This window comes from Nocardioides pelophilus (genome assembly GCF_014180685.1).
In the GTDB taxonomy this organism is placed as follows: Bacteria; Actinomycetota; Actinomycetes; order Propionibacteriales; family Nocardioidaceae; genus Nocardioides; species Nocardioides pelophilus.
On record NZ_JACEHF010000016.1, the window covers coordinates 1 to 17478 of the forward strand.

The following is a 17478-nucleotide window of genomic DNA, read 5'->3' on the forward strand; positions in this document are numbered from 1 at the left end:
GTCCGTGTGAGCGTGGCCTGTCGGTCACGCTCACACGGACGACCCAGCGCGAGCCCGCATTATCGCCAGGCTGGTACCTCCCCGCTGACTTATCGCGATTCCCAGACGCTCCCTTCGCCGCTTGATATTTGTGGACGAAGACACAGGGAGCACAACGCAATGACCATCTCGAGTTCCGGGCCGAGCGCGCGCGCCGATTGGTACCCCGACCCCCGCAACCCCGCCTTGCTGCGGTACTGGGACGGTCACCAGTGGACGGCGCACACATCGCCACGACCCGCGGGTTGGGGTGGTCAGGAGTGGTCGCCCTACTCGCAGCCGTCTCGCACCCAGCGCGTTCCCGACAAAGGGTCGACTCGAACGGGACTTCCGGCTTGGGCGGTCGTCGCGCTGGTCGTGTTCGTTGGTGTGGCCACCCTTGCCGTGATCGGCACCGTGCTTTCGACGCCGGAGCCAACGGAGAGCGCTGGTCGCAGTTCGAACGACAACAGCACTCCGGCCGCCTCGGAGCCGTCGGATGCAGAGGCGTCCACGTCGGCGCCCTCACCAACACCGACACCGACGCCGACGGAGACCGAGCCGCCGAAGTCAGTGGTGCCGCGCCTGACCGGGATGACTCGCGACAAGGCCGAGGAACGTTTGACGACCGCCGGACTGCAGCTAGGTGAGGTGCGTCAGGTCTTCTCCCCGAAAGCGCCCGGCACGGTGCTGAGCCAGAGCAGGAGGGTCGGCGCATCGCTCCTGGCGGGCACGACCGTGGTGCTCGTGGTAGCGAAGGCCTACCCCCAGGTGCCGGGCGTTGTCGGACGACTGAAGGCCGCTGCAGTGGAGCGCCTCAAGGACGCTGGGTTCAAGGTCAGCGTCACGACTGAGTCGCGAACGTCCGGCAAGGACGGCGTCGTCCTCCGCCAGAGCCCGTCCGGCACCGCGCGTGCCAAGCCGGGTTCTTCCATCACGATCGTGGTCTCGTCCGTCATCCGCCCGGTGGCACCGCCGCAGAACTGCACGCCCGGATACGACCCGTGCCTGACACCCGCGTCCGACTACGACTGCGCCGGCGGCTCGGGTGACGGTCCGAAGTACACCGGGTTCGTCCGCGTGACCGGCTACGACCCCTACGACCTGGACGCGGACGGCGACGGAGTTGCTTGCGAGTGACCGGTTGGACGAGCGAACCGCGGCGCCGGTCTCGGTGAGGACGGCCTGATCCCGGGCACGATGGACACCAGGTCGGGTGTGAGGATGGCGGCGTGACCTCGTGGACTCCTGGGTGGGACAGCTTTCCGTCGGCGCTCCTCGAGTTCTGGAGCGAACGACACCTCTGCACCCTGACCACGCTCCGCGCGGACGGGCGGCCCCACGTGACTCCGGTCGGCGTCGCGCTCGACCTGGAACGCCAGTGCGCTTGGGTCATCACCTCGAGGGACTCGCTCAAGGCCGTGCACGCCGCGGCTGACGGTCGGATGGCGGCGTGCCAGGTCGACGGTCGGCGGTGGTCCACCCTCGAGGGCACCGCGGAAGTCAGGACCGACCGCGAGTCCGTCGTACGCGCCGAGGAGCGGTACGCCGCGCGCTACCGGATCCCGCGCCCGAACCCGTCGCGGGTAGCCCTGCGGATCGACGTCGACCGCTTCCTCGTCTCGTCCGGCCTCGTTCCACCCGCCGAGCCGACTGACTGACCCTCGGCGGAGCTCTGTCCGGTCGGACGACGGAGACGCGCAGAAACCAAGGCGGGCGCCCGATTCCGGACATAGCGTGTCCCCGAGGAAGCGCAGAGACGGGGAGGAACACGTGGGACTGGGAGACCTGGCCAAGCAGTGGGCGAAGTCGAAGGCCACCGAGCTGCTGTCGAGTGATAGCCAGAAGGCGCAGAGCGCCTCGGCTCAGGCAGACGCGACCGAGCGGCAGGCCAAGAGCGACGCGGGCGAACAGCTGATGCGCACGGCGTTCCCCGGGCTCGCGAAGTGGCAGGACAAGCAGGAGGAGAACCAGCGCCAGGCCGAGGAGGACCGCCTGCAGAAGCACCGCGACGAGATCGCGGCCCTCCCCGTGGCTCAGGTGCAGATGCGGGTCACCGGCTGGGCGGAGGACGCCTGGTTCGGCCCCATGCGCCTGCGCTGGGAGGTGATCACACCGGAGGAGCCGGATCCGGAGTATCCCGACCCGGACCCCTACGCGCACCGTCCCTACCTGTCGGTTGAGCTGTACCCCCAGTCCGGGAACTCGGTGTCGCTGTCGAGCCATCAGCTGGCCAGCTGGCGGTTCCAGGTGCCGGGCTACATCGGCGACGGAAGCTACGACCTGTTGGCGATCGCGCAGGAGCGCGACGCAGCGGGCGCCGCGCCGACGTACGAAGAGGACTACCTAGACCTCGGCGAGGACTCCGACCTCTTCTACTGCTACTCCGACACGGGCCCGTGGGCGGTCACTGTCAGCGAGGGTGCGCAGCGGATATCCGTCTCGATGGTGCTCACGAGCTCCATCGGCGACATGACCATGACCGCGGAGATCGTGCGGTAGCGGCCCTCGCCGTCCTCCGGCGGAACGCGCCGAGTGTGTGCACCGGCTTCGCTTCCGCACTGACGTGCCTGCAGGGCTGACCCGGGCGGCGGAGCGGTGCTACTCGCTCCGCCGTTCCTTCGCCGGTTGGTCTTTGGGCTCCCGTGCCGGCGGCTCGACCGGCGCCTCGGGATCGGTGCCATCGGTCATGAACGACACAAGCGTCTCGCCGATGCGATCGAGAACCTGTGGCTGTCCCACTGCAACTCCGAGGAACCCGATCGCGATCGACGCGCCCACGAGCGTCGACATAACACTCTGCCTTCTGCGCCCGCGGGACCGACGGCTCGTTCCGGATCGCTCTCTGCTTTCCCGCGCTGTTGTCACCCGCTCCCCGAGTGTGAGCTGCGCGGTGCTCGGCCGGGTCGAGCTGGATAGTTCCGTCGCCACTCGACTCACGACGACCGCGCGTGCTGCGGAGTCGAGTACGGGGTGCCGCGTCTGCAACATCTTTGTGACGTTGGCGGTAGAGCACAGGAGGGCGTCGGCTGCTCGACCGAGGACCTCCGCGTCCCGCACGAAGCAGAGCACCCCATAAACCGGCACCGCAGGCGGAGTCTGGAGCAAATGGCGAATCGCGGCCGCCGCGTCTCCCGAGGAGGCGGCAGCGGTGTCGCGTCGCCGACCGTTCTGCCGAAGGATTCCATCCGTGACGGTGATGCTGCCGGTCCAGTTCTTCGAGTCGATTACGAAGACCCCAGGCGGCCCGATTGCGACGTGATCGATGTTCGCGCGAGGCCTGCCCGGCCAGGGCAGGTCGTGGAGAACGGTCCACTCCTCCGCAGGCAACGTCGAGAGGGCGTGCGCTGTACGTCGCTCCCCTTCCGCGCCGCGCTCCCACTTCTCAGCGGCGCGGCCGAGCCGGTCCGCCTTCTCCCTCATCCGCCGCGCCGAACGGCCTGCCGATTCTCCGGCCACGATTCCTCCCTATTCCCTCCAGGCCCGGACGGTACTTCTGCTCAAGCCGTCGGCGCAGCACAATCCCTTTACTCATTCACCGGACTCAGTCGGGAGCTCGTGGCAAGCTCCCGCGGGTGGAAGAAGGTCTTTACGAGTCGCTGATCAGCCATGAGCTGCAGACGAAGATCGATTCGCTGGCGGGCCTGACACACGACGAGGCCGCAATCGATCACGCGGAGGAGCCGCACATACTTGCGCGCCACGTCGCTGATGCGGTTGCCGCCCGTCTGGTAGCGATTAGTGGCGCAGACGAACGGCTGGCATTGGTCAACGATGTCCTTCACGCCCTCGACCCAGACCTCGCCGTCGACCCGCCGGCGCGCCAGTTGCTCGCAGTTCGGAGCGACGGCTTCGAGGGGGTCCGGCCAGGTCGAACTGCGCGGCCGCGAACTCCGCTCTCAGAGGCTGCGCTTCTGACGAACTCCCCGGACGAGCCAAGCCTTGCCGCGGAACTCAAGACGGAGATGACATCAGCCGACTCCGTCGATCTGCTGTGCGCATTCGTCAAGTGGTACGGCGTTCGTCTGCTCGAGCACGACCTTCTGGCGCTGCGCGATGCGGGCGTACCGCTCCGAGTCCTCACGACGACCTACCTGGGTTCAACCGAGCGACGCGCGCTGGACCGGATGATCCGCGACTTCGGGGCCGAAGTCCGCATCCAGTACGACGCCCAACGCACCCGTCTGCATGCGAAGGCGTGGTTGTTCCGACGCCGAACCGGCTTTGACACCGCCTATGTCGGCTCGTCGAATCTGTCGCGGGCAGCGCTACTCGACGGCGTGGAGTGGAACGTCCGCCTTTCCCGAGTGTCGACACCGACCCTGCTACAGAAGTTCGAGGCCACATTCGACTCGTACTGGAATGACTCGAGCTTCGAGCCCTACCACCCCGATCGTGACCGTGATCGACTCGACGACGCCCTCGCTGATGCGGCCGGCACTCGACAGCACGACTCCGTCACCATCTCGATCTCAGGCTTGGAGGTACGTCCATTCCCCTATCAAGCCGAGATGTTGGAAGCGATCGAGGCCGAGCGCGTGGTGCATGATCGCCACCACAACCTCGTCGTCGCGGCGACAGGCACCGGCAAGACGGTCATCGCTGCACTCGACTATCGACGGCTCTGTGAAGCCCAGCCCGGACCCCGCCCATCGCTTCTCTTCGTTGCCCATCGCAGGGAGATCCTGGAGCAGTCGCTGCGGACCTACCGCGAGGTGCTTGCTGACGGCAGCTTCGGTGAGCTCTATGTCGGTGGTGCCCGACCGGAACGGTGGCAGCACGTGTTTGCCAGCGTTCAGTCCTTGACTTCGTATGGCGTGGCGAACCTTCCGCCAAACCATTTTCAGATCGTGGTGATCGATGAGTTCCACCACGCCGCGGCGGCGACGTACCGGCAGCTTCTCAGCCATCTGAGCCCCCGTGAGCTCCTCGGTCTCACCGCAACGCCCGAGCGTGCCGACGGGATCGATGTGCGCGAGTTCTTCGGTGGGCGGACTGCCGCTGAGCTGCGCCTATGGGATGCCCTCGGAGCGGATCTGCTGTGCCCATTCCACTACTTCGCTGTAGCCGACAACACCGACCTTTCGGCGATCAGGTGGTCCCGCGGACGGTACGACGAGACTCAGCTGTCGAACCTCTATACCGGCAACCGTGCACGCGCTGAGATCGTCATTCGCGAGCTTCAAGACAAGGTGCTTGACGTCAGCAGCATGCGAGCACTCGGCTTCTGCGTGGGGGTGATGCACGCGAAGTACATGGCCGAGGTCTTCAACGAGGCAGGCATCCCAGCCGCTGCCGTCAGCGGTGAGACGCCCGCTGCCGAACGCCAGCAAGCCCTATCCGATCTTCGGCAACGGAAGCTCCAGATCCTCTTCTCAGCGGACGTCTTCAACGAGGGCTTGGACATCCCCGACGTCGACACGGTGCTGCTGCTCCGACCGACCGATAGCGCGACGATTTTCCTGCAGCAGTTGGGGCGCGGGCTGAGACGCACTCGGGAGAAGGCCGTCCTTACGGTGCTCGACTTCGTGGGCTACCAACACCGCCAGTTCAGGTGGGATCAGAAGCTTCGCGCACTGACCGGCCACACGAAGAAGCGGCTGGTCAAGGGCGTCGAGGATGGGTTCCCTTTCCTCCCTTCGGGCTGCCAGATCGTGCTGGACCGTCAGGCGCAGCAGATGATCCTCGACAACGTCAAGTCGCAGATCACGACGAGGTGGAGCCAGATCGTCGGCGAACTCAGAACCTCCGGCGACACCGACCTCGCGGCCTTCCTTGACGAGTCCGGAATAGAACTGGCAGACATTCTGCGTCGCGGGAGCCACTCATGGACCCGGGCCCGACGCGATGCCGGTCTGCCGACGCCTACTGGCAGTGCGCTGGAGGATCGACTCCTTCGGCGCGTACGCGCGTTCGCTCACGTCGACGACAGGCTGCGTACTCAGGGATATCGCCGTCTTCTGAACGACGACGGGACGCGCTTCTCCGAGATGTCAGCGGTCGAGCAACGCGTCGCGCAGATGCTCTTCTTCTCCCTCTGGCCGGACGGCGGCGGCTTCAAGACGATCGACGAGGGACTCACTGCTCTCCGTCACGAGCACGCGACACGTGAGGAGCTTCGCAGCGTCATCGACATCTCCTTCGACGCCGCACGTCATCAGGCCATCGAACTCACCGGATCGCTCATCGACGTGCCCCTCCGTATCCATGCGCGCTATCAGCGCGAAGAGGTTCTCGCGGCCCTCGGCTACGCCTCCCTGGATCGCAAGCCGAACTCGTTCCGCGAAGGGGTCCTCTTCGTGCCCGAGCGCAAAGTCGACGCCTTCTTCGTCAACCTCAAGAAGTCGGAGGAGGAGTTCTCCCCCACGACGATGTATCGCGACTACCCGATCAGCCCGACGCTCTTCCATTGGGAATCTCAGTCAGTCACGAGCATCGACTCACCGACCGGTCAGCGCTACCTCAACCGTCGGAGCACAGTGTTGTTCTTCGTACGCGAGGCAAGGACGAACGACTTCGGCACCGCGCCGTACCTCTTCCTGGGACCGGCGACCTACGTCAGCCACCAGGGCGAGCGGCCAATCGCGATCACATGGAAGCTCGAGCACGCCATGCCGATCGACTTCTACAACTCGGCCGCCGTCGCAGCCCAGTAGGCCGGAGCCGCCCATTCCACTCAGGCGCGGGCGCTCGACTCTTGCCAGCTCAAGGGCGACCCCTTGGGCCGCGGATACGCTCGACGGCCGGCACCCGAAGGTGCCGGCCGTCGGCTTTTCGTGTCTATGCCCCGATCAACTGCAGCCGCTGGTGCTGCCGCAGCCCTCGCAGACGTAGCACGACCCAGCCGGGCGCATCTTGGTGCCGCAGGTCATGCAGAGCGGGCTGTCGACGGCGTGGCCGGTGATCTGCTCGAGAAGCTCGGCCGACGTACGGGCCTGGGGGGCGTCGGGGGCCTTGTCGGTGATGACGACCTCGTCGTCGGCTTCGTCCTTGGTCTCGTGACGGTCGCCAGGGCGACCTCCTCGACCAACGGAGTCGTCGATGAGCTCGGACGCGCTGCCGGTCTCCTCGATCGGCTCGTAGCTCCCCGTCTCGAGGTGGCGCTGGCGCTCCTCGGCGGAGAAGATGCCGAGGGCGGAGCGGGCCTCGAAGTCGAGGTAGTCGAGGGCCAGGCGGCGGAAGATGTAGTCCATGATCGACTGGCTCATCCGGACGTCGGGGTCGTCGGTCAGGCCGGCGGGCTCGAAGCGCAGGTTGGTGAACTTCGAGACGTAGGTCTCCAGGGGCACGCCGTACTGAAGGCCGATGCTGACCGCGATCGAGAAGGCGTCCATCACGCCGGCCAGGGTCGAGCCCTGCTTGCCGAGCTTGAGGAAGATCTCGCCCAGCGAGCCGTCGTCGTGGGCACCCGAGGTCATGTAGCCCTCGGCGCCACCCACGGTGAACGACGTGGTGCGGGCCTGGCGCGACTTCGGGAGCCGCTTGCGGGTCGGCGCGTAGACAACCTTCTCGATGACCTTGGTCTCGAGGCTCGCTTCGCTCGCACCTCGACCAGCGGTCTCCGCGGCGTCGGCGGCGTCCTTCTTGGCCTTGCCGCCACCGTCGGACAGCGGCTGACCCACCTTGCAGTTGTCGCGGTAGATCGCGGTGGCCTTGAGGCCGAGCTTCCACGACTGCAGGTAGATGTCCTCGATCTCCTCGACCGTGGCCGACTCCGGCAGGTTGACCGTCTTCGAGATCGCACCGGAGAGGAACGGCTGGCAGGCAGCCATCATCTTCACGTGGCCCATCGGCTTGAGGGCCCGCTCACCCATCGCGGTGTCGAAGATCTCGTAGTGCTCCGGCTTCAGACCAGGCGCGTCGACCACGTGACCGTGCTCGGCGATGTAGGCGACGATCGCCTCCACCTTCTCCTCGTCGTAACCGAGCTTCTTCAGCGCCCGCGGGATCGTCTGGTTGACGATCTGCATCGAACCGCCACCGACGAGCTTCTTGAACTTGACCAGCGAGAAGTCCGGCTCGATGCCGGTCGTGTCGCAGTCCATCATGAAGCCGATGGTGCCGGTCGGCGCGAGCACCGAGGCCTGCGCGTTGCGGAAGCCGTTAACCTTACCGAGCTCGACGACCTGCGCCCACTCGTCGGTCGCCAGCCTGTGCACCTCGGCGTCGGCGATGTGCAGCGTGCGCACGGTGTCGTTGGCTGCCTGGTGCTTGCGCATCACCCGGTTGTGCGCCTCCGCGTTGCGGGCGTAGCCGGCGTAGGGGCCGACGATCGCGGCGAGCTCCGCCGAGCGACGGTACGACGTGCCGGTCATCAGGCTCGTGATGGTGGCCGCCATCGCGCGACCGCCGTCGGAGTCGTAGCCGAGACCCATCGCCATCAGCAGCGCGCCGAGGTTGGCGTAGCCGATGCCGAGCTGGCGGTAGTCGCGAGTGGTCTTGCCGATCGGCTCGGTCGGGAAGTCTGCGAAGCAGATCGAGATGTCCATCGCGGTGATGATCAGCTCGACGGCCTTCGCGAAGAGCGGGGCGTCGAAGGTGTCGTCGTCCTTGAGGAACTTGAGCAGGTTGAGCGACGCCAGGTTGCAGGAGGAGTTGTCGAGCGACATGTACTCCGAGCACGGGTTGGACGCGGTGATCCGGCCCGTCTCCGGGTTGGTGTGCCAGTCGTTGATCGTGTCGTCGTACTGCAGACCGGGGTCGGCGCAGGCCCACGCGGCCTCGCTGATCTTGCGGAAGAGCGAGCGGGCGTCGACGGTCTCGATGACCTCGCCGGTCTTGCGGCCGCGCAGGCCGAACTCGGAGCCGTCCTCGACAGCACGCATGAACTCGTCGGTGACCCGGACGGAGTTGTTGGCGTTCTGGTACTGCACGGACGTGATGTCCTTGCCGCCCAGGTCCATGTCGAAGCCGGCGTCACGCAGGGCGCGGATCTTGTCCTCCTCGCGCCACTTGGTCTCGACGAACTCCTCGATGTCGGGGTGGTCGACGTCGAGCACGACCATCTTCGCCGCCCGACGCGTCGCGCCGCCCGACTTGATGGTGCCGGCCGAGGCGTCGGCGCCGCGCATGAAGGAGACCGGGCCGGACGCCGTACCGCCGCTGCTCAGCAGCTCCTTGGACGAGCGGATGCGGGAGAGGTTGAGGCCGGCGCCGGAGCCGCCCTTGAAGATGAAGCCCTCTTCCTTGTACCAGTTCAGGATCGAGTCCATCGAGTCGTCGACGGACAGGATGAAGCAGGCCGAGACCTGCTGCGGCGACTTCGTGCCGACGTTGAACCAGACCGGGGAGTTGAACGAGAAGTACTGGTGGACGAGCAGCCAGGTGAGCTCCTGCTCGAAGATGTCGGCGGCCTGCGGGCTCGCGAAGTAGCCGTGCTCGATGCCGGCCTTGGTGTAGGTCTTCACGACCCGGTCGATGAGCTGCTTGAGACCCGTCTCGCGCTCGGGGGTGCCGACGGCGCCGCGGAAGTACTTCGTCGTGACGATGGTGCTCGCGTTGACCGACCAGAAGTCGGGGAACTCCACGCCGCGCTGCTCGAAGACCGTCTCACCGGTCTTCCAGTTCTGCTGGACGACGTCGCGTCGCTCCCAGGTGATCTCGTCGTACGGGTGCACGCCCTCGGTGCTGAACACCCGCTCGATGCCGAGACCCTTCGGCTCCGTGCTCGGGCTTCCGGCCTTGTTGCTCACCGTCTCGGTCATGTTTCTCCTGATCCCCCGTGGCTGGGTCTTCTAGTTCCAGTGTTGCTCGTGGCACCGACATCGGATGCCTGCGTTTGGTGCGCCCGGGCGAGGACGCTTCCCCACGCCTCGCCCGGGCGGTCTGTGTCAGCCCGAAGGGGCTGTGGTGAGCTCGCGCTCGGCCCGCATCAACGAAATCTCGTTCTCGAAGTCGGCCGCGGACTCGAACCCGCGGTAGACCGAGGCGAACCGGAGGTAGGCGACCTCGTCGAGCCGGCGCAGCGGAGCCAGGATCGCGAGACCCACCTCGTGGGCCGCGATCTCCGGGCTCCCGGCCAGCCGCAGCTGGTCCTCGACCTCCTGGCCGAGCCGGGCGAGGTCGTCCTCGCTGACCGGCCGGCCCTTGCAGGCCTTCCGGACGCCGGCGACGGCCTTGTCGCGGTTGAACGGCTCGGTGGCGCCCGAGCGCTTCAGCACCGTCAGCTGCATCAGCTCGACGGTCGTGAACCGCTTCTCGCAGCTCTGGCACACCCGGCGGCGGCGGATCGAGCAGCCGTCGTCGGAGACCCGGGAGTCGAGGACCTTGGTGTCGATGTGCTTGCAGTAGGGGCAGTGCATCGGGCGGCCCTCCTCTCGTGGTCGGGGTGCCTGGGCATGGCGAAACAGACCCTCGAACGGGCCGTGCCTGTGGAAATCGGAGCAGAATCTGTGCAGTTCCGGCACTGGTTCTGTGGACTAGATGTGGAGGAACTACACGCTTGTAACTACTAGATGTAGTGGTGACCTTACGCCGCCACCACCAGGCGTGCAAGTGGAGTGGCGAAAGAGTTGGCACGAATGTTGAGTGCGTCACGTTTGCGCAGGTCAGGGGCTCCTTCGCCGCCAGAAGTACGGCGCGACGCCGGGCGTGTCGCCGTCTCAGATCCGTCTCACACCACCAGCAAATGGTTCGGACGGCGGTACCGGAGGAACAGTCTCGTCACTAGCGTTGGGCTAGCTCGAAGTCAGGCCTCGGGGCCCACCTTTCGATCCATCCGTCACTGAACCCTGCCCGGAGGCTCCCATGCACCAGCCCCGTCGTACTCTTCGCCTGCTCGTCGCCGCACCCACGCTGCTGCTGGCGCTGTCCCTCACGGGCTGCGGCGACGCCATCGAAGACGCCGTCAAGAACAAGGCCGAGGACGCCGCCAAGAGCGAAGGGGTCGACCTCGACCTCGACGACCTCGAGGACGGCGAGATCAACATCGACACCACCGACGGTGGCGCCACCACCGGCAAGCTGCCCAAGGACTTCCCGACCGACGAGGTCCCGGTCGTCGACGGCGAGATCCTCGGCGGCACCTACACCAAGAACCCCGCCACCTGGAACGCCACCATCGAGGTCGGCGAGCCGGGCGGCGACAAGCAGGCGGCGTACGACGAGGCGGCCTCGACCCTCGGCGCCGACGTGGTCCAGGAGCCCGTCGACAACGGCACGTCGATCAGCGGCGTCTACGCCACGGCGACCTACACGGTGTCCCTGGCGGTCACCGACTCCAACGGCATCGTCGTCAACTACCTGGTCTCGCCGAAGTAGGCCGCGACCACAGGGCCGGCCGGTCCGGGGCCGCTCAGCATCGTGGGGACGCTGGGCGGCTCGGATCGGTTGGCGGGTCTTGCCCTTGCCGCCTTTGAACATCGGACACAATGACCGCCGTGAGCAGCGGCAAGCACGGAGGAGCGCGGCAGAAGCGGGGATTCCGACCCGTGCTGCTCCTCCTCGCCGTCGGCATCACCCTCTGCGTCGTCGCGTGGGGCTACCTCGTGTACGCCGCCATCGACTTCGGCTCCGAGGCCCGGCACGACGGCAACTCCGCCGCCTGGGGCTTCCTCGCGGTCGCCGCCGTCGGCGCGGTCGCCTGCCTCTTCCTCGGCTTCATGCTGGTCGCCCGCTTCTCCCGCGCGCTCGGCTTCACCCACGCCCCCGAGCCGCGGCCGAAGCGCGACCCGAGCGTCCCCAAGGGTGGCAAGCGCGCCGCTCGCTGAGGCCGGGAACGGTCCACTGCGGGCCGGCCTGACCGGTCGTCCACAGCCGCGGGACGTCATACGCAAGTAGACCTATCGGTGGCAGGGCGTACGACGTCCGGCGGGACGTCATACGTCAGTTGATCCATGGATGGGCGGCCGCATGACGTCCGCCAGCACATCCGCCACCGGCAGTCCCACGGGCGTGTCCGATGGTTATCCACAACCCTCGGATCGAGGGGTGTCGAGGGCGGGCGGCGAGGGGCTACGTTCGGCGCGCCGCCGTGGGTCAGGGCGGCTCGATCTGTCTCGGGAGGCCCCATGAATGCGTCACTTCGTGCACGGTCGGCGACAGGGATCGCTGCGCTGCTGCTGGCCGGCCTGCTGGTCGGTGTGCTGGCCGGATGCAACGAGCAGGAACGCCGGCCGGCGACCGTGGTCGCGACGCTGGTCGAGTCGAGTCCCTATCCGGGGGCGCCAGTCGGAAGCGCGGCCGCCAAGGGTGCCGAGCTGTCGGCGGTGGCGACTGTCCAGGCGTGGATCGACGCCCGGAACCGGTCGGTGCGGACCGGCAGCGCCACGGCCGTCGACGACCTGACGGGACCCGGATGCGATGCCTGCGACAGCTACCTCGACGGCGGCCGCTGGGTGGTCGTTGGTGCACGGGTCACCCGTCACACCGTCCGGACGGCGACGGTGCGGGCGTCGATCGAGGACACCCGGCGCCGGGCGCGCGTTGCGCTCGAGTTCGAGGTGGGGCGGGTCGCCGGCCAGTCGGCGATCACCGAGATCCGCCGGGTCCCGTGAGCGTCCACAGGGCAGTGCGGGGGGCTGTCGGAACCCCACGCCTGCGGGGTACCTTCGAGCGCCGCCACTGGGTCGGGGCGGCGCACCATCTCGGGAGGCCTGCATGAAGTCATCGCCCACGCGAGCCGCTATCGGCGCGGCCACGCTGCTGCTCACTCTCGCTGTTGCCGGGTGCGAGGAAGCCGAGCCGGCGGATCCGGTCACCCCCACCGGCAAGCCGATCCCGTCCGCGACGAGCCCTTCGACGGCGCCGACCGCCGGCACGTCCGACGCCACCACCCTCGAGGAACCTGTCGACGTCGTGCGCGCTTGGGTGACCGCGTTCAACGCAACCCTGCGCGGGGGAGACCCAGGAGAGGCGACGGATCTCACGACCGCAGACTGTTGGACATGCGCTGAACATGTCGATCCGGTCATCAAGGCTCTCGAAAGTGGCGGCTGGTTCCGCGGTGGGAGATGGTCGGTCGTCCGTGCCCGAGTATCAGACAGAGACGGCAAGACCGCCTCGGTGTACTCGGCGATATCGTCGGCAGGTGGTGTGACACTCTCGCGCCGAGGCGCCGAGCCGGTCAGGTACGGACCTGAGAAGTTCGTGCTCGACATCCGCCTCGAGCGGTCGGGCGAGGGCTGGCTCATCGCAGAGATCGTGTACCTGTCGTGATTTCCGACCGGCGAACGGCCATGACGCTGGCCGGCGGAGCGTTGGCGGCACTAATCCAAGTCATACCTGCGCCTGCCGCGCGCGCCGGTCACTGCTATGAGGTGGAGCGAACTCGGATATCGCACGGGCAGGTCATCACGACGATCGTCCGCGTCTGTCCGGAGCACAGCGAGTCTGCCGAGCAAACAGCGGACGAGCAGAATGCCGCGCCACCAGTGGGGTCTGCCGCGTGCCTAGCCGCGGCGGCAGTGCTCGGCCTTCCGCCCGAAGACGTGTGCGGCGGTTCGACTGACGCCGCAGCACCCATAGTGACTGACGGAATGGTCGCGCGAGTGCTCCGCCGAATCGAACTGCCCGCTAGCAGTCTCCATGTCCAGCCGCCAGGTGGACGCACCCTCGTCAACTTCGAGACAAACTTCTTTACGACGAACGACCAGCCGTTCACCCGAACAGTCCAGTTGCTCGGCCGGGCAGTCCAGCTTCGGATCTGGCCGACGAGCTACACGTGGCATTTCGGCGACGGAGAGTCAGTGACCACCGAGTCTCCGGGTGCCCGCTACCCCGATCTGGAGGTCACCCACAACTACCTCGAGAAGGGCGCGTACCGGCCCCGGGTGACAACCACCTACACGGCCGAGTGGCGCGTCGAAAGCGGCCCGTGGAGGCCGGTGGCAGGCACCGCCAACATCGCCGGCGAACCCACCGACCTCAGGGCGATCGAGGCGAGGCCGACGTTGGTGGGCTACGAGTAGGTCTCGTGACGGTCGCTGCGCGACCTCCTCGACCAACGGGCCTCCCGACTCCTCGACCCAACGGGTCTCGTGACGGTCGCTGCGCGACCTCCTCGACCAACGGGTCGCCAGACTCCTCGACCGCGCGACCTCGTCGACCAACGGGTCTCGTGACGGTCGCTGCGCGACCTCCTCGACCAACGAGCAGGCTGCGCGACCTCCTCGACCAACGGGTCTCCAGACTCCTCGACCAACGGGTCTCGTGACGGTCGCTGCGCGACCTCCTCGACCAACGGGCCCCACGACGGTCGCTGCGCGACCTCCTCGACCGACAGTGGCGAAAAGCGCGAAGGGCGGACCCGGGGTCGCGGGTCCGCCCTTCGTCTTCCCCTTCGGGCCCGGGCAGTGGGCCCTGCCGTCCGCGAGGGTCGAGGTCGCGGACGAAGTCGACGACCTAGTCGGTCGGGATGCGGAGCGTCTGGCCGGCGTAGACCATGCTCGAGTCGAGGCTGTTGAGGCTCTTGATGCGGTCGACCATGTCGCCCACGTTGCTCTCGCCGGTTGTGGCGGCAGCGTCGGCGGCGATGTCCCACAGGGTGTCGCCCGGGGCGACGGTCACGACCTCGACCTGCTCGACGCCGGCCTCGTGAGTGGCGACGGAGCCGGCGGCGAACCACACGCCGAGCGCGAAGGCCAGGAGCACCCCGAAGGCGAAGACCACCAGTCGACCGCGGCGGGTGAGACGCACCGGGCGCGGGCTGGAGAGAGTGACGTGCGGGGCAAAGGTGATGGTGCTCATGGTGACCTCCGGGGAAGGGTGAGATCTCTGGACTTCGTGTTCGACCCGATGTCTATCGAGGACCCCCGACAGATGATCTCGGCGGCCGTCCGATCAAACGTTCGATCGAACACATGTACGAGAGTAGATCACCTGTTCGAACGAATCAAGGACCTGTTCGAATAGATGTTCGACGGCGTGTCGCGACACGCCAGTTCGAACAGATGTTTGAAATCGGAGCGTGATCGGCGTTACCGTCGACGTCATGCCGAACACCAAGGCGGACAACCCAGCCGGCAAGAAGGTCAGCGAGCTGCCCGACGGACCCCCGGACGCGACGGGGCTCACCCCTCGCCAGCAGCGGGTCCTGCAGCACATCAAGGACTGCATCGACCAACGCGGCTATCCGCCGAGCATGCGCGAGATCGGCAAGGCCGTCGGCCTGACCAGCACCTCGAGCGTCACCCACCAGCTGAAGGTGCTGGAGGAGAAGGGGTTCCTCAAGCGCGACCCCAACCTCCCCCGCGCGCTGCAGGTCGTGCTGCCCGAGGCGATGCGCCAGCGGCGGTCGATCGGCGCGGCCGAGGAGTCGACGTACGACGAGACCGGGTTCGGCGACTCCGCCCCCATCCCCACCAACGTGCCCGTGGTCGGCCGGATCGCCGCCGGCGGACCGATCCTCGCCGAGGAGCGGATCGAGGACGTCTTCCCGCTCCCCCGCCAGCTCGTGGGCGACGGCCAGCTGTTCCTGCTCGAGGTCAGCGGTGAGTCCATGATCGACGCAGCGATCTGCCACGGCGACTACGTCGTGATCCGCCAGCAGCCCACGGCCGAGAACGGCGAGATCGTCGCCGCGATGATCGACGGCGAGGCCACGGTCAAGACCTTCCAGCGCAAGGGCGACCAGGTCTGGCTGCTCCCCCACAACGATGCGTTCGAGCCGATCGACGGCACCCACGCCACGATCCTCGGCAAGGTGACGGCCGTGCTGCGGCGGGTGTAGGCCGGGTTTCGAGGCTCGCTTGGCTCGCACCTCAACCAGCGGCCACGCGCGCTTCGCTCGCACCTCAACCAGCGGCCAGGCGCGCTTGGCTCGCACCTCAACCAGCGGCCACGCGCGCTTCGCTCGCACCTCAACCAGCGGCCAGGCGCGCTTCGCTCTAGGGTCAGCGCATGATCCGTCGCGCGCTGGCGCTGCTCGTGTGCTCGGCCCTCGTCACAGCGGTGCCCGCCGCGCCCACTGCAGCCGACCCGGTGCCGGTGAACGGCCGCGAGGCGCGGGCGGTCGCGACGCTGGACCGGGTCGAGACACTCGCGGGCGACCGGACGCTGGCGCTGCGCGACCTGGCTCAGCTGAAGGACGCGCTGCCGGCGGAGCTGCAGCGGCGCGCGGCGTCGTACCTCTCCCGCCCGACGGGCAACCCGGAAAGGTGCGCCGACTTCTCCTGCTACACGACCCGCGACGTCCGCCGGGTGTGCACGGCCCTGCTGTGCGTGCACTACGTGGAGCGCGCCGACGACCGCGCCAACGGCGTGCCGACCCGCGACCGCGACGACGACGGGCGCCCGGACTACGTCGAGACCGTCCTGGCGAGCATGGTGCGGGTGCACCGGACGTACGTCGACGCGGGCTACCGCCGTCCGCTCGGCGACGGAACCCGCGGTGGTGACGCGCGCCCCGACGTCTACCTCGCCCAGATCGGCGACCAGGCCCTCTACGGCTACTGCGCGACCGACGCGGCCGCGGTGCCGCAGCACGGCGCGACCTGGGCCTACTGCGTGCTCGACAACGACTACCGCAAGCGCGAGTTCCCGCTGCACACGCCGATCCAGAACATGCAGGTGACGGCGGCGCACGAGTACTTCCACGCCGTGCAGTTCGGCTACGACGTCGGCGAGGACGCGTGGTTCATGGAGGCCACCGCGACCTGGGTCGAGGACGAGGTGTTCGACCGGGTCGACGACAACGTCAGCTATCTGTCGTGGGGACCGCTCGGACAGCCCGACCTGCCGCTCGACTCGCTCCAGGACGGCTACTACTACGGCGCCTGGATCTTCTTCCGCCACCTGACCGAGCGGTTCCGCACCTCGCAGGCGGGGCTGCCGGAGATCGTCCGCACCATGTGGCGGTACGCCGACGCGGCCCGGTCCGGCGCGCCCGACCACTACTCGCTGGCCGCGGTCGACCGCGCTCTCGCCGACCAGGGCTCGAGCGTGGCCGACCAATTCCTGCGGATGTCGGCCGCCAACCAGCACCCCACCCGGTGGTACGCCGAGGGTCGGCGCTACCCCCGCGCTCCGCTCGCCGGCACGTGGTGGCTCACCCGGACCGATCCGGTGGCGGACATCCGCCTGGTCCAGGACCACCTGACCTCCGACACCTACCGGTTCGAGCCCGCGTCGGGCATGGCCGCCGCTGACTGGCAGCTGCGGCTCATCCTCGACCTCGCGCCCGAGCGGCGCGGCAGCCGGGCGCTCGCGCGGGTGTTCCTGAAGGCAGGGGGGGTGCGCACCGTCGTGCTCGACCTGTCGGAGACCGGTGACCACGACGGCACCGTGGCGTTCTCGGCGACCGACGTGACCGCGGTCGAGCTGACCGTGGTCAACGCGAGCACCCGCTACCGCTGCGGCTTCGGCACCCGGTGGAGCTGCCACGGCCGTCCGCTCGACCAGGACGTCGCGCAGCGGGTGGTGGCGCGGGCCGAGCGCAGCTGATCGCAGCGCCTTGGTTTCGAGGCTCGCTTCGCTCGCACCTCAACCAGCGGCGGACACACCTCAACCAGCGGCGGACGCACC

At 67.8% G+C, this 17478-nt stretch carries 15 protein-coding genes; 11 read left to right on the forward strand and 4 right to left on the reverse strand.

The annotated features are described in order from the left end of the window. The first annotated feature begins 159 nt into the window (after positions 1-159). From H0488_RS24595 to H0488_RS05355, 3 genes are all read left to right on the forward strand, one after another. Positions 160-1158, forward strand: coding sequence for a PASTA domain-containing protein (locus H0488_RS24595; RefSeq protein ID WP_281369523.1), 999 nt, complete (start codon positions 160-162; stop codon positions 1156-1158). A 92-nt stretch (positions 1159-1250) separates the two neighbouring features. After that, positions 1251-1679 (forward strand): pyridoxamine 5'-phosphate oxidase family protein, encoded by a 429-nt coding sequence (locus H0488_RS05350; RefSeq protein WP_183098253.1) that lies wholly within the window; start codon positions 1251-1253, stop codon positions 1677-1679. A gap of 112 nt (positions 1680-1791) precedes the next feature. After that, positions 1792-2520, forward strand: a complete 729-nt coding sequence (locus tag H0488_RS05355) for a hypothetical protein (RefSeq protein WP_183098254.1) — start codon at positions 1792-1794, stop codon at positions 2518-2520. A 99-nt stretch (positions 2521-2619) separates the two neighbouring features. Here the strand turns inward: H0488_RS05355 and H0488_RS05360 are convergent, their stop codons facing one another. Next, the gene (locus tag H0488_RS05360; protein WP_183098255.1) at positions 2620-3441 is read right to left on the reverse strand and encodes a nuclease-related domain-containing protein; all 822 of its coding nucleotides are present in this window, start codon (positions 3439-3441) and stop codon (positions 2620-2622) included. A gap of 152 nt (positions 3442-3593) precedes the next feature. Here H0488_RS05360 and H0488_RS05365 point away from each other — a divergent pair, with 152 nt between their 5' ends. Continuing rightward, the gene (locus H0488_RS05365) at positions 3594-6674 is read left to right on the forward strand and encodes a DEAD/DEAH box helicase (RefSeq protein ID WP_183098256.1); all 3081 of its coding nucleotides are present in this window, start codon (positions 3594-3596) and stop codon (positions 6672-6674) included. 135 nt (positions 6675-6809) lie between these two features. Here H0488_RS05365 and H0488_RS05370 read toward each other — a convergent pair whose 3' ends face one another. After that, the gene (locus tag H0488_RS05370; RefSeq protein WP_183098257.1) at positions 6810-9722 is read right to left on the reverse strand and encodes a vitamin B12-dependent ribonucleotide reductase; all 2913 of its coding nucleotides are present in this window, start codon (positions 9720-9722) and stop codon (positions 6810-6812) included. Between the two features lie 126 nt (positions 9723-9848). Then, positions 9849-10319: a transcriptional regulator NrdR gene (gene nrdR / locus H0488_RS05375; protein ID WP_183098258.1), complete on the reverse strand. Its 471-nt coding sequence runs from the start codon at positions 10317-10319 to the stop codon at positions 9849-9851. 445 nt (positions 10320-10764) lie between these two features. On the opposite strand from nrdR, the gene H0488_RS05380 reads away from it, so the two are divergent. The 5 genes from H0488_RS05380 (at position 10765) to H0488_RS05400 (ending at position 13925) form a co-directional block, all read left to right on the forward strand. Then, entirely contained in the window at positions 10765-11277 is a 513-nt protein-coding gene (locus H0488_RS05380) for a hypothetical protein (RefSeq protein WP_183098259.1), read from the forward strand. A gap of 119 nt (positions 11278-11396) precedes the next feature. Further along, complete coding sequence (locus H0488_RS05385) at positions 11397-11726, forward strand: hypothetical protein (protein ID WP_183098260.1); 330 nt, start codon at positions 11397-11399, stop codon at positions 11724-11726. Between the two features lie 300 nt (positions 11727-12026). Next, positions 12027-12512 (forward strand): hypothetical protein, encoded by a 486-nt coding sequence (locus H0488_RS05390; RefSeq protein WP_183098261.1) that lies wholly within the window; start codon positions 12027-12029, stop codon positions 12510-12512. A 103-nt stretch (positions 12513-12615) separates the two neighbouring features. Next, the gene (locus H0488_RS05395) at positions 12616-13173 is read left to right on the forward strand and encodes a hypothetical protein (protein ID WP_183098262.1); all 558 of its coding nucleotides are present in this window, start codon (positions 12616-12618) and stop codon (positions 13171-13173) included. Positions 13174-13193: 20 nt separating this feature from the next. Further along, positions 13194-13925 (forward strand): PKD domain-containing protein, encoded by a 732-nt coding sequence (locus H0488_RS05400; RefSeq protein WP_183098263.1) that lies wholly within the window; start codon positions 13194-13196, stop codon positions 13923-13925. 433 nt (positions 13926-14358) lie between these two features. On the opposite strand, the gene H0488_RS05405 is transcribed toward H0488_RS05400, so the two are convergent. Further along, positions 14359-14703, reverse strand: a complete 345-nt coding sequence (locus H0488_RS05405; protein WP_183098264.1) for a LysM peptidoglycan-binding domain-containing protein — start codon at positions 14701-14703, stop codon at positions 14359-14361. Between the two features lie 244 nt (positions 14704-14947). Between H0488_RS05405 and lexA the strand changes: the two genes are divergently transcribed. Next, on the forward strand, positions 14948-15685 hold the full coding sequence (lexA, locus tag H0488_RS05410) for a transcriptional repressor LexA (RefSeq protein ID WP_183098265.1): 738 nt from the start codon (positions 14948-14950) through the stop codon (positions 15683-15685). Positions 15686-15855: 170 nt separating this feature from the next. Further along, positions 15856-17397, forward strand: a complete 1542-nt coding sequence (locus H0488_RS05415; RefSeq protein WP_183098266.1) for an MXAN_6640 family putative metalloprotease — start codon at positions 15856-15858, stop codon at positions 17395-17397. Positions 17398-17478 lie beyond the last annotated feature (81 nt).